Source organism: Mesorhizobium sp. P2_D6, assembly GCF_056404315.1.
In genome coordinates this window covers 355,638-368,117 of the sequence record NZ_JBFUEG010000005.1, presented here as the reverse complement: position 1 = coordinate 368,117, position 12,480 = coordinate 355,638, and the positions used below count along the sequence as shown (strand labels likewise).

11 protein-coding genes are annotated in these 12,480 nt (G+C 63.4%); 7 read left to right on the top strand and 4 right to left on the bottom strand.

The window, feature by feature from the left end:
- Window positions 1–73: 73 nt before the first annotated feature.
- Window positions 74–1,651: a trimethylamine methyltransferase family protein gene (locus AC1D1L_RS13865; protein ID WP_477342035.1), complete on the bottom strand. Its 1,578-nt coding sequence runs from the start codon at window positions 1,649–1,651 to the stop codon at window positions 74–76.
- Window positions 1,652–2,121: 470 nt separating this feature from the next.
- On the opposite strand from AC1D1L_RS13865, the gene AC1D1L_RS13860 reads away from it, so the two are divergent.
- The 5 genes from AC1D1L_RS13860 (at window position 2,122) to AC1D1L_RS13840 (ending at window position 7,417) form a co-directional block, all read left to right on the top strand.
- On the top strand, window positions 2,122–2,346 hold the full coding sequence (locus AC1D1L_RS13860) for a hypothetical protein (protein WP_477342033.1): 225 nt from the start codon (window positions 2,122–2,124) through the stop codon (window positions 2,344–2,346).
- A gap of 124 nt (window positions 2,347–2,470) precedes the next feature.
- Window positions 2,471–4,540: a prolyl oligopeptidase family serine peptidase gene (locus AC1D1L_RS13855; RefSeq protein ID WP_477342031.1), complete on the top strand. Its 2,070-nt coding sequence runs from the start codon at window positions 2,471–2,473 to the stop codon at window positions 4,538–4,540.
- A 254-nt stretch (window positions 4,541–4,794) separates the two neighbouring features.
- A complete protein-coding gene (locus tag AC1D1L_RS13850; protein WP_477342029.1) occupies window positions 4,795–6,174 on the top strand; it encodes an aspartate aminotransferase family protein in 1,380 nt (459 codons plus the stop codon).
- A 123-nt stretch (window positions 6,175–6,297) separates the two neighbouring features.
- Window positions 6,298–6,663: a hypothetical protein gene (locus AC1D1L_RS13845; protein WP_192257489.1), complete on the top strand. Its 366-nt coding sequence runs from the start codon at window positions 6,298–6,300 to the stop codon at window positions 6,661–6,663.
- Window positions 6,664–6,778: 115 nt separating this feature from the next.
- Window positions 6,779–7,417: a cytochrome c oxidase assembly factor Coa1 family protein gene (locus AC1D1L_RS13840; protein ID WP_477342026.1), complete on the top strand. Its 639-nt coding sequence runs from the start codon at window positions 6,779–6,781 to the stop codon at window positions 7,415–7,417.
- 283 nt (window positions 7,418–7,700) lie between these two features.
- On the opposite strand, the gene mmsB is transcribed toward AC1D1L_RS13840, so the two are convergent.
- Entirely contained in the window at window positions 7,701–8,585 is an 885-nt protein-coding gene (gene mmsB, locus AC1D1L_RS13835) for a 3-hydroxyisobutyrate dehydrogenase (RefSeq protein ID WP_352588021.1), read from the bottom strand.
- Window positions 8,586–8,610: 25 nt separating this feature from the next.
- Complete coding sequence (locus AC1D1L_RS13830) at window positions 8,611–9,777, bottom strand: isobutyryl-CoA dehydrogenase (RefSeq protein ID WP_477342024.1); 1,167 nt, start codon at window positions 9,775–9,777, stop codon at window positions 8,611–8,613.
- A gap of 127 nt (window positions 9,778–9,904) precedes the next feature.
- Between AC1D1L_RS13830 and AC1D1L_RS13825 the strand changes: the two genes are divergently transcribed.
- Window positions 9,905–10,537 carry a dimethylsulfonioproprionate lyase family protein gene (locus AC1D1L_RS13825; RefSeq protein ID WP_477342022.1) on the top strand — a complete coding sequence of 211 codons (633 nt, stop codon included), beginning with the start codon at window positions 9,905–9,907 and terminating at the stop codon, window positions 10,535–10,537.
- A 3-nt stretch (window positions 10,538–10,540) separates the two neighbouring features.
- Window positions 10,541–12,016: a cobyric acid synthase gene (locus AC1D1L_RS13820; RefSeq protein ID WP_477342020.1), complete on the top strand. Its 1,476-nt coding sequence runs from the start codon at window positions 10,541–10,543 to the stop codon at window positions 12,014–12,016.
- On the opposite strand, the gene AC1D1L_RS13815 is transcribed toward AC1D1L_RS13820, so the two are convergent.
- Window positions 12,013–12,432 carry a VOC family protein gene (locus AC1D1L_RS13815; RefSeq protein WP_477342018.1) on the bottom strand — a complete coding sequence of 140 codons (420 nt, stop codon included), beginning with the start codon at window positions 12,430–12,432 and terminating at the stop codon, window positions 12,013–12,015. The two genes, AC1D1L_RS13820 and AC1D1L_RS13815, sit on opposite strands and share 4 nt — an antisense overlap.
- Between the last annotated feature and the right edge of the window lie 48 nt (window positions 12,433–12,480).

Below are 12,480 nucleotides of genomic sequence, written 5' to 3'. Positions count from 1 at the left end.
AAAGATGGGTCCGTTTTTGCTTAAATTGAATCAGGTGTTGGTCAGCGGCGAGACAGACGCTGCGCGATGTTGATCAAAAATCGGTCGGCGCGCCGCCTTCGGACGTGCGCTTTTCGACAAAGTCGTTGAGCTCTTCGCGGATGGCCGGGTCCATATAGGGTTCCTCGTAGGACGCCAGCCGTTCCTTCCAGACCTTATTGGCCTTTTCCAGCGCGGTCGGCGACCCGGCTTCGGCCCAGGTCTCGAAATTGCGCCAGTCGGAAAGGATGGGCGAATAGAAGGCGTTCTTGTAGCGGTCTTGCGTGTGCTGGGTGCCGAAGAAATGGCCGCCGGGGCCGACAGACTGGATGGCGTCGAAGCCGAGCGCCTCTTCGGAGAGGTCGAGCGGGGTCAGGAACTCCGCCACCATCTGCAACAGGTCGATATCGAGAATGGTTTTTTCGTAGGAGCAGCGCAGGCCGCCTTCGAGCCAGCCAGCGCCGTGCATCATCAGATTACCGCCGCCCTGGATGGCGCCCCACAGCGAAAACACGCTTTCATAGGCGGCCTGCGCGTCGACCGTGTTGGCGGCGCAGGTGTTGGAGGTGCGGTAGGGGATCTTGTAGCGGCGGGCAAGCTGGCCGCCGACCAGCTGTGCCTTCATGTATTCGGGTGTGCCGAAGGCCGGTGAACCGGACTTCATGTCGACATTGGAGGTGAAGCCGCCATAGCCGACCGGCGCGCCCTTGCGCACCATCTGGGCGAAGGCGATGCCGGACAGTGCCTCGGCATTCTGCTGCACCAGCGCGCCGGCGATGGTGACCGGCGCCATGGCGCCCGACAGGGTGAAGGGCGTGACGACAACGACCTGGCCCTTGCTCGACATCTGGATGATGCCTTCCATCATCGGCACGTCGAGCTTGAGCGGCGAATTGGTGTTGATGATGGTGAAGACGGACGGCTCTTCCAGCATCTGCTCATGGCTGATGCCGCGCGCGATGCGGGTGATCTCGATGCCGTCGACATTGCGTTCCTTGCCGAGCGAATAGATGTGAAACACCTTGTCGGTCAGCGTGGCGAGGTCGCGGATGCATTCGAGGTGGCGCACCGACGGGTGGATGTCGGTCGGCTCGACCGGATAGCCGCCGGTGCAGTTCAGGATGTTGTGCATCTGCGCCAGGCGCAGGAAGTTGCGGTAGTCCTGCTGGTTGCCCGGGCGGCGGCCTCGATCGAGGTCGGAGCAGTTCGGCGCCGAGGCCATCATCGACAGGATCACATTGTTGCCGCCGAAGCGGACATCGTGCGCCGGGTTGCGGGCATGCAGCGTGAATTCCGACGGGCAGTTCGAGATGAGATCGAGGATCATGTCACTGTCGAAGCGCACGCGCTCGCTGCCCGCGGTCACGTCGGCGCCATGTTCCTTCATGATGCGACGGGCTTCGTCATGCAGCACGTCGACTCCGATTTCCCTCAAGACGCGCAACGAGGCGAGGTGGATCGATTCCAGCTCGTCGTCGGAGACCAGCTTGGTCGGCGTCAGCGGGTTTCTCAACTGTCGGAAAGCCGGCTGTTCGAAGGCGGCCGAGCCGCCGGCGCGCTTGCCCGCACGGCCACCACGACGGGCGCGGTCGGTTGCCAAAGGCGGTTCGGCTGGGTGCAGGGCGGCGGTCATGATGGTCCTCGTACGATGCGGGTAGCGGGCGGCATAATGGACCGGCGGCTGTCCGGCCATTGCGGAGGCGGCGACCACTAGGACGAGGGAAGCGACATGCCGGAACGGCAGTTTGCGACAGATAGGACGCGTCCACTGGCCTTGGCGCAAGGGGATTTCGGCGGCGGCCCTTCCTTTCGCGAATCCGAACCGCTAGCTCATGGTTTGCCGCTGAATGGTCCGGCAGTTCACATGGAAAGCAGCATGGCCGCGACCGGTTCGAGCGATGGCGAAGCGGGGACGCAATAGGCAGCGCTTGCCGGCGTCACCGCTGCGCTTGCCATGTTTGGTGCCGCGCAAGGCTTGAGCTACCCGCTGTTTACGCTCTTGATGCAGCGGCAAGGCATGTCGCCGGCGCTGATCGGCCTTTCGGCGGCGATGATGCCGGTCGGCCTCATCCTGTCGGCGCGGTCGGCTACGGCGTCTACACCATGGCCCTGGTCGAACTCGGCAGCCGCTTCAAGGGAACGGTGCTGGTCGCCGGCAACGCCGCCTTCGCCTTGATGTGGGGTGCCGGCGGCATTGTCGGCCCGCCCGGCGCTGGTGCCTTGATGCAGGTCATCGGTCCGCTCGGCCTGCCGGTGGTCATCGCCGGCCTCGACGCACTGCTGGTGAGCTTCGCGCTCTATCGATCCTTCAAGCGCCAAAACGCCTGACGGGGGTTGTCTGGAGCGGGGGCTAACCTTCATCAGTCTCGATGACCCAACGTCACCATCTTGAATAAAACCGCCTGCGACGCGATGTAGGCAGGGCCGCCAGACAAAAGCTTGGAGACCACGCGTGACCCAATCGACGACAAAACGCCAGACCGAAGCAGCCGCCGAGGACAAGTTCCTTTGGCTCGAGGATCGGACCAGCAAGGAATCGCTCGACTGGGTGCATGGCCAGAACGAGATCACGGTCGGCGAACTGCAAGGCGACCCGTCCTACCAGGCGGCGTTCGAGACGGCGCTCGACCTGATGACGGCCGAAGACAACATCGCGGTCGGTGCGGCGCTCAACGGTCACGTCTATAATTTCTGGCAGGACAAGACCAATGTGCTCGGCCTCTGGCGCCGCACGACGGTCGCCTCCTACAAGACCGAGAAGCCGGATTGGGAGACGATCATCGACTTCGACGTGCTGTCGGCCAAGGAGGGCGTGAAGTGGGTGTTCAGCGGCGCCAGCCGCCTCTACCCCGATTTCAACCTCTGCCTGGTGGCGATGTCGCCGGATGGTGGCGATGCCAGCGAGATGCGCGAATTCGACATTGAAGCCAAATCCTTTGTCGAGGGCGGCTTCCGCGCTCCCGCCTCCAAATCCGGCTTTTCCTGGCTGGACAAGGACACCGTCCTTGTCTCGGCCGCATTCGAGGAAGAGGACAAGACCCAGTCCGGCTATCCGCGCGTCGTCAAACTTTGGAAGCGCGGCACCCGCCTGGAAGACGCGACGCCGATCTTCGAGGCGGAGAAGCAGGATCTCGCGGCCGGTGTCGGGGTCGAATATGACGACGACAGGCAGTATCTGTTTCTGGCCCGCGCGATCGCCTTCTTCTCCTCGCACAGTTTTCTGCGCCTGCCATCGGGCGAAAACCGGCGCATCCCGTTGCCGGACGATGTCACCGACAGTGCTCTGTTCAAGGGCCGGTTTGTATTCGGCGTGCGCACCCCGTGGACGGCGCCCGATGGCACCGAGTGCCAGCCTGACGGGCTCTATTCCCTGGATTTCGAACGCTGGATCGACACCGGCGATTTGGGACCTGTCGAAACCGTGCTCGAGCCGGCGCATCGCGTGTCCATCGCCGGCATTGCCCGCACGCAGGACCGGCTGTTCATCAACCTGATGGACAATGTGCGCGGCAAGGTCATCGTCGCCGAGCGCAATGGGGAAGGCTGGTCGCTCAAGCCGGTGGCGCTGCCTGAAAACGGCAATGTCGGCATCGCGCATGCCGAGCATTTCGGGGCCAGCGTTTCGTTCTCCTTCACCGATTTCCTGACGCCGAGTTCGATCATCTGGTCGGACGACGATGGCGAGACGCTCGCCACGGTGAAGGCGCAGCCGGCGCGTTTCGATGCCGCGCCGCTGATTTCCGAACAGTTCGAGGCGCGCTCGAAGGACGGCACCATGATCCCGTATTTCGTTGTCAGGCGGCGCGACCAGAAGGGTCCGGTGCCGACGCTGCTTTACGGCTATGGCGGCTTCGAAGTGCCGCTGCTGCCCGGCTATGCCGGCGTGCGCGGCAGGCTGTGGCTGGAAAAGGGTAATGCCTATGTGCAGGCCTGCATCCGCGGCGGCGGCGAGTTTGGCCCCGCCTGGCACCAGGCAGCGCTGAAGGGCAACCGCCAGAATGCCTTCGACGATTTCGCCGCGGTGGCTAAGGATGTCGTCAAGCGCGGCATCGCCGCGGCCGGCTCGCTCGGCATCCAGGGCGGTTCGAATGGCGGCTTGCTGACCGGTGTTTCGCTGACGCAGCACCCCGAGCTGTTCGGCGCCGTCATCATCGAAGTGCCGCTGCTCGACATGCTGCGCTACACCGACCTGCCGCCCGGCGCCTCGTGGATGGGCGAATATGGCGATCCGTCGAAACCGGAAGAGGCCAGGTGGCTGGGCACCTATTCGCCCTACCAGCATGTGTCAGCCGACGCTGCCTATCCGCCGGTGCTGCTGACGACATCGACCGCCGACGACCGCGTCCATCCCGGCCATGCCCGCAAGATGGCGGCGCGGCTTCAGGAAGCCGGGCACGACAGGACTTTGTTCTTCGAGGAGACCGAGGGCGGCCATGGCGGGCGCGGCGACCGCCGGCCGCAGGCTGCACAAACCGCGATGAAATACGTCTTCCTGCAAAGGGCGTTGTCCGCCAAGGCCTAGACCCCGCGTGGGCCAAGCAAAGGGTGGTTCACCTCGACCAGCCTTTGCTCTAAGGTGCCGGCCATGGCTCTCGTCAGGATCTTGGTTAGCGCCTTTGGGGCTCGCGTATTTCGGGTCGCGGTGACACCGTCACCGCGCACGCTGCGCGCCGAGCTTTTGCGGCTGTGCGCCCGCATTGGCTATTCACCACCTGCCGTCCTCTGACGAATTCGCCCCGGCATCGCCGGAATGATTTCAGAGGAAAGATTCCAGACATGACCTATCAGAATTATTCGCTGAAGCAGCTTCAGCAGATCGACTCCGCGCATCATCTGCATCCCTTCACCGACCACAAGGAATTGCGGGAGGCCGGCTCGCGGATCATCACCCATGCCAACGGTCCGTTCATCTACGATGCCGATGGAACCGAGATTCTCGACGGCATGGCCGGGCTGTGGTGCGTCAATGTCGGCTATGGCCGTGACGAACTGGCCGACGCTGCTTACGCGCAGATGAAGGAATTGCCCTACTACAATTCCTTCTTCAAATGCTCGACGCCGACGCCGGTGCTGTTGTCGAAGAAGCTGGCCGAACTGGCGCCCAAGGGCGTCGCCCAGGTATTCTACGGCTCGTCGGGTTCAGAAGCCAATGACACGGCACTCAGGCTTGTCCGCCATTTCTGGGCGCTCGAAGGCAAGCCCGAGAAGAACCGTATCATCTCGCGCAAGTCGGCCTATCACGGCTCGACTATCGCCGGGACGTCGCTCGGCGGCATGGATTTGATGCACAAGCAACTCGGCGGCGCCGTCCCCAACATCGTCCATGTGATGATGCCCTATGCCTATGAGCTGGCGCTGCCCGGTGAAAGCGACCATGATTTCGGCCTGCGCGCCGCCAAGGCGGTGGAGGACGCCATCCTCGAAGCCGGCGCCGACAAGGTCGCCGCGTTCATTGGCGAACCGGTGATGGGAGCAGGTGGGGTAAAAATCCCACCGATGAGCTACTGGCCGGAAGTGCAGCGCATCTGCCGCAAATACGATGTGCTGCTGATGCTGGACGAGGTCATCACCGGCTATGGCCGCACCGGCGAATGGTTCGCCGCGCAGACCTTCGGCATCGAGCCCGACACCATCACCACGGCCAAGGCGCTGACGTCGGGTTACCAGCCGCTTTCGGCACTGCTGGTCGGCGACCGCATCGCAGCGACACTGGTCGAAAAGGGCGGCGAGTTCTATCACGGCTATACCTATTCGGGTCACCCGGTCGCTTGCGCGGTGGCGCTGAAGAACCTCGAGATCATGGAGCGCGAAGGTCTGGTCGACCGCGTCAAGAACGACACCGGACCTTACTTCGCCCAGGCGCTGCAGGAGCGCATTGCCGGCCATGAGCTGGTCGGCGAGGTGCGTTCGATCGGGCTGATGGGGGCGATCGAGATCGTCAAGGACAGAGCGACCAAGGAGCGTTTCCTGCCGGCGGGCAGTGCCGCCGTCACCGTCCGTGACCACGCCATCGCGCAAGGCATGATGCTGCGCGCCACCGGCGACACAATGATCCTGTCGCCGCCGCTGATCTGGACGCGCGAGACGATCGACATGGCTTGCGAACGCATCGCCAGGGCGCTCGATCTGGCGCTGGCGGATTTGCGCAAGAAGTAGGCGGAGAGATCGCCAGGCGCGCTGAGGGCAGCGCGCCGGCGCAACTTCGTGATGTCAGGGAACGATAGCCGCCGTCGCGCGTAGTGTTCTCAGCCGGCAGGATCGGCTGCAGTTGAGGGGTTCATGAAAAAGATCACGAAGACACTGCGCACGCGAGGAGCGGGCGCCATAGGAGCCGACCTGATGCTGGCGCCATTGGTGATGGCCATGCGCCTGCCGCTGATGGCAGCCGACGCACAAAACGGCAGAGGCCTTGGCTCCGAGACTGCACGCGCCATCAATGAGAAAGCCACGGCTGTTGCCGAAGGTGCGTTTGCCGCGCAAATGGCGCTGTTCCAATCGGCGGCGCGCTTCTGGCCGGAGGTTTTTTCCGGTCGCACGCCATCGCTGTTCAACGGCATAGCCGTGGAACGGTCGATCAGTGCGGCGCTCAAGCCTGCCAGCCGCGCGGTGAAAGCGAATTTTCGTCGGCTTTCGTCAAAGGACTGATTGAGGCTTCGGCCCCACCTCTGTCCGACTTTGGCGTCGGGGTCAAAGCCGGTTTCCGGTTTTGCCGCGCCTGCGCTAGACTCCCGCGCGGCAGTCTTTGCCGATGGGGGACATGATGGCCGTACAACCGCTCAACCAGCCCGCTGAAATTCCGCCCGAACTCGACCGTTGGAACTGGGGCGCGTTTTTCCTCAACTGGATCTGGGGTATCGCCAACAACACCTTCATCGCGCTGCTGATGTTCGTCCCTCTGGTCAACATCGTCATGCTCTTCGTGCTGGGCGCCAAGGGCAGCCGCTGGGCGTGGCGGAATGTGTCCTGGCGCGATGCCGAGCATTTTCGAAGGGTGCAACGCAACTGGGCGATCGCCGGGCTCAGCCTGTTCGTGGTCTCGCTTGTCAGTATCGCCGCCGTGGCCCTCGTCGTTCCTCGCATGATGAAGAACAGCGACGCCTACCGGCTGACCATGGAGACGATGCGCGCCGATGATCGCGTCAAGGCCGCGCTGGGTGAAGATATTGACGCCGGCTATTGGGTGGTCGGCAGCGTCCAAGTCGTCGGAGACGGCTCGGGCGACGCCCAGCTCAGCGTTCCCGTCCATGGCAGCCATGGATGGGGCTGGGTGATGTCGCATGCCGTGCGCAGCGCGGGAAAATGGAACCTGCGCCTGCTTGTCGTCATGGCCGGAGGGGCGCCAATCGTGCTGGTTGACGAGGATCACATCGGCAGTCCAGGTGCGGCAACCAAAATATAATCGGACGACGCAGTAATAGTTCCTAGAAACGCAAAAACCGCGCCCCATCGGGAACGCGGCTTTGCCAGATACGCATGGCGTTTCGCCAACAAAACACTTGCGAAACTTACGGGCTCCGGTACGCGAGACCTGATCCGGAGCGCCGGGCGGATGCGATATGTCCGCCTCGCCATCCGTTGTATAGGCACATCGTTACCGTCGGGTTATCGAGAGCTTAAGCAAATCTAAATTTGCAATTTTTCCATACGAGAAAAATCGATAAAAACGCTGCAAAATTCGAAACTTATAGAGAATTGCCGCGCAGGAAATTTATGATTCCGGAAAAATCGGCGCCGCCATTTCCCTGCGCGTTGAACAGCGCATAAAGCTGGGCTGCTTCAGCCCCCATCGGCGTCACCGCGCCGGCACTTTGGGCAGCCTCCTGCGACAGTTTCAGGTCCTTCAGCATGAGTGCCGCGGCAAAGCCCGGCTTGTAATCCCTGTTGGCCGGCGATGCCGGCACCGGGCCGGGCACCGGGCAGTAGGTGGTCAGCGACCAGCACTGGCCCGACGAGGTCGAGGCGACGTCGAACAGCGCCTGATGCGAGAGGCCCAGTTTTTCGGCCAGCACGAAGGCCTCGGCAACGCCGATCATCGAAATGCCGAGCATCATGTTGTTGCAGATTTTTGCCGCCTGGCCGGCGCCGTCGTCGCCGCAATGGACAATGCGGCCGGCCATCGGCTTCAGGATCGGTTCAGCGGCAGCAAAAGCTTCGGTCGACCCGCCGGCCATGAAGGTGAGGGTGCCCGCGGCAGCTCCGCCGGTGCCGCCGGAGACGGGGGCATCGATCGAATGCAGACCGTGCTTCTTTGCAGCGGCATGGGCCTTGCGGGCTGATTCGACGTCGATGGTCGAGGAATCGATGAACAGCGCGCCTTGCTTGGCCTTGGGCGCGATGTCTTCATAGACCGACAGCACGTGTTTGCCGGCAGGCAGCATGGTGATGACGACATCGGCGTCTTTCACCGCGGCAACGGCATTTGCCATGACGGTGACACCATGCTCGCGCGCTACCGCAAGATTCTCCGGCATCAGGTCGAAGCCGTTCACAACATGCCCCGCCTTGACCAGATTGGCGGCCATTGGATTGCCCATATTGCCAAGGCCGATGAAGGCGATCGTCGTCATTATCTCTCTCCCGGTATTGCTGGCTTCAGCGGCCGATCAATGCCCGCGCGATAATCACGCGCATGATCTCGTTGGTGCCTTCGAGGATCTGGTGGACGCGCAGGTCGCGCACCAGCTTCTCGATGCCGTAATCGTGCAGATAGCCGTAGCCGCCATGCAGCTGCAGCGCCTCGTTGGCGACGTTGAAGCCGATATCGGTGACGAAGCGCTTGGCCATGGCCGACCATTTGCCGGCATCCGGCGCCTTGCGGTCGAGTTTCGAGGCGGCGGCGTAGAGGAAAATGCGGGCCGCCTGCAGCTCGGTCTCCATGTCGGCCAGCCTGAACTGCAACGCCTGGAACTGGTTGATCTTCGAGCCGAAGGCCTTGCGCTCGGCGGTATAGGCCAGCGCCTTGTCGAGCGCCGACTGCGCGCCGCCGAGCGAGCAGGCGGCAATGTTGAGGCGGCCGCCATCGAGCCCGGCCATGGCGATGCCGAAACCGGCGCCTTCGCCCGACAGCAGGTTTGCCGCCGGCACCTTGCAGTCTTCAAAAATGACCTGGCGGGTCGACTGCATGTGCCAGCCCATCTTGTGCTCATTGGCGCCGAAGGAAAGGCCGGGCGCATCCTTGGGCACGACGAAGGTGGAAATACCCTTGGGACCGTCGGCGCCGGTGCGCGCCATCACGACATAGAGGTCGCTGTCGCCGGCGCCGGAGATGAACTGCTTGGCGCCGTTCAGCACATAGTCGTCGCCGCTCTTCACCGCGCGCGTTTTCAGCGCCGCCGCGTCGGAGCCCGAGCCGGGCTCGGTCAAGCAATAACTTGCCAGCCATTCCATCGAAGTCAGCTTCGGCAGGAAGCGCTGGCGCTGCTCGTCGCTGCCGAAGCGGTCGATCATCGAGGCCACCATGTTGTGGATGGAGATGAAGGAGGAAAACGCAGGATCGGCGTGCGACAGCGCCTCGAAGATCAGCACGGCGTCGAGCCGGCCGAGCGCCGAACCGCCGACATCGTCCCTGACATAGATGCCGCCGAGGCCAAGCGGGCCGGTCTCGCGGATCACATCGGCGGGAAAGTGTTTTGCCCGGTCCCATTCGAGTGCATTGGGCGCGACGCGATCGGCGGCGAAGGCCTGCGCCATCTCCTGGATGGCGCGCTGCTCCTCGTTGAGTTCGAACTGGCTGGTGCTCGCATCGACCGCGGCGTCCATGGCGTGCTCCCTGTGTTTCCCCTTGCTGGGGGTTGGCTTGCTGGCCTGTTGTTTTTGGCTTTGCGCGCCGCCCAATCTAGACCAATGATGCCGCCGCGCAACCCGGCCTGCCGCGCAGCCGCTGTGCATGAATGGATCAACGGAGCATTGCGTGCCGACATATCTCAGTGAGCTGCTCGAACGCTTCCACGGCTATCTCCGAGGCGTGGACAATGCACTGGTGCGGGACGCTGTAGCCCGCATCGACTGGACAATGCCGGCGCGTGCGCTCGAACCGCATAGACTGCCTTGCCTTTCCCAACTCGACCGTATCGCCGAATTGGCGCCGCCGGATGCGCAGCCTCTGGTGCGCCTGCTGGCGGAGCGCCGCAACGATCTGCATTGGGGGCAGACCTACAATGCGGCGGATTTCGGCTCGGCGTTCCTGCAGAAATACGGCTGGCTGGAGGTTTTTGGGCTACGCGGCCATTTCGCCAACGACGAGGTCGCGGCCGGCCTGCTGATCCTCGGACCTGATATCACCTATCCCGATCATCATCACGTTGCCGAGGAGATCTACATTCCGCTGACCGGCGGTACCGAATGGCGCATGGGCGAGGGCGGCCTTCACGTCCGCCAGGCAGGCGAGGTGATCCACCACGCCTCCAATGTCAGCCATGCCATGCGCACCGGCGACGAGCCGCTGCTGGCGCTCTACATCTGGCGCGGCGGGCCGCTGGCGCAGAAGTCGACCATTCCCGGCGCGCAGGGTAGGGGCTGAGCCATGGCCAAAGCGATCATGCTGCAAGGCACCGGCTCGGATGTCGGCAAGACCGTGCTGGTTGCCGGGCTCTGCCGCGCCGCAAAAAAACGCGGACTGAAGGTCAGGCCGTTCAAGCCGCAGAACATGTCGAACAATGCCGCCGTCGCCGACATCCCCGGCGACAACCGCGCCGGCGGCGGCGAGATTGGCCGTGGGCAATGGCTGCAAGCGCTGGCCTGTGGTGTGCAGCCGACCGTGCATATGAATCCGGTGCTGCTCAAACCCCAGAGCGACATCGGTTCGCAGGTGATCGTGCAGGGCAAGGTGTTCGGCGAGGCGCGAGCGCGCGACTACCAGGCGATGAAAGCGGGGCTGATGGACGCCGTGCTGGACTCCTGGGACAAGGTCGGCGAAGGCGCAGACCTTGTCATCGTCGAGGGCGCCGGCTCGCCGGCCGAGATCAATCTGAGAAACCGCGACATCGCCAATATGGGCTTTGCCACGCGCGCCGACGTGCCGGTCATCCTGGTCGGCGACATCGACCGTGGCGGCGTCATCGCTTCGGTCGCCGGCACGCATCTGATCCTGCCGGAAGAGGATCGCCGGATGATCGTCGGCTACCTCATCAACAAGTTTCGCGGCGATGTCTCGCTGTTCGACGACGGCATCAGGGCGATCGACAACTTCACCGGCTGGCGCTGTTTCGGCGTCGTGCCGTGGCTGAAGGCAGCGGCGCGGCTGCCGTCGGAGGATTCGGTTGTGCTCGAACGCCTGGCCTCCGGCGAGAAGCGGGCGTTGAAAGTCGCCGTGCCGATGCTTGGCCGCATCGCCAATTTCGACGATCTCGACCCGCTCAAGGCCGAACCGCAGGTCGAAGTGGTGTTCGTGCCGCCGGGAAAGAAACTGCCGGAAGACGCCGGGCTGGTGGTCATCCCCGGCTCGAAATCGACGATCGGCGATCTCATAAAGTTTCGCGAGAATGGCTGGGATCGCGACCTTCTCGCCCACCGCAAACGCGGCGGCCATGTCGTCGGCATATGCGGCGGGTTCCAGATGCTGGGTCGCATGGTGCGTGACCCCGCCGGCATCGAAGGCAGCGTCACCGAGGCGGAAGGGCTCGGCCTGCTCGACATCGAGACGGTGATGGAACCGGAAAAGACGGTGCGCAATGTTAACGCGCGCTCGGTGCCGTTCGGCCTGCCGCTCGAGGGTTACGAAATCCATCTCGGCCGCACCACCGGGCCTGATATGGCGCGGCCATCCGCAATGATCAACGGCATCGATGACGGCGCTATTTCCGCTGACGGGAAGGTGTCGGGCACCTATCTGCACGGGTTGTTTTCCGCCGACGGCTTCCGGGCAAGATTCCTGGAGAGCCTCGGCGTCAAAGGCGGCGGCATCGACTATCGCGCCGAGGTGGAAAAGGCCCTGGACGAGGTCGCAGCTGAGCTGGAGAGGCATCTCGACTGCGATGCCATTTTCGGGCTGGCCCGTTAGCCGGCTTCGCCCGCCTTCGGCCAATATGTCCCGAACGACCAGACATTGCCTTCCGGATCGCGGCAGATGAATTCGCGGCTGCCATAGTCGCGGTCGGTCAGTTCCTGAATGATCGTGGCGCCGGCCTTTTTGGCCCTCGCATGGGCGGCATCGGCATCGTCGACGGCGACATAGATCGACTTGCCGCCGCCGGAACCGGGCTCACCGACCATCTTGCCGTAGTCGTCGCTGCGCGCTGTACCCAGCATGATCATCGAGGAGCCGACCACCAGCTCGGCATGGTGCACGATGTCGCCCTCGCCATAACGGGCGCGGACTTCGAAGCCGAAGGCCTCGCCCAGCCAGTCGATCATTTTTCCTGCATTCTTGTAGCGCAAGGCAGGGTAGAGCCGGGGTGCTTCAGTGATTGCGGGCATGAAAACCTCCTTCATTCAAGTTGGTTGATAGCCCACTCTGTTCGAAGG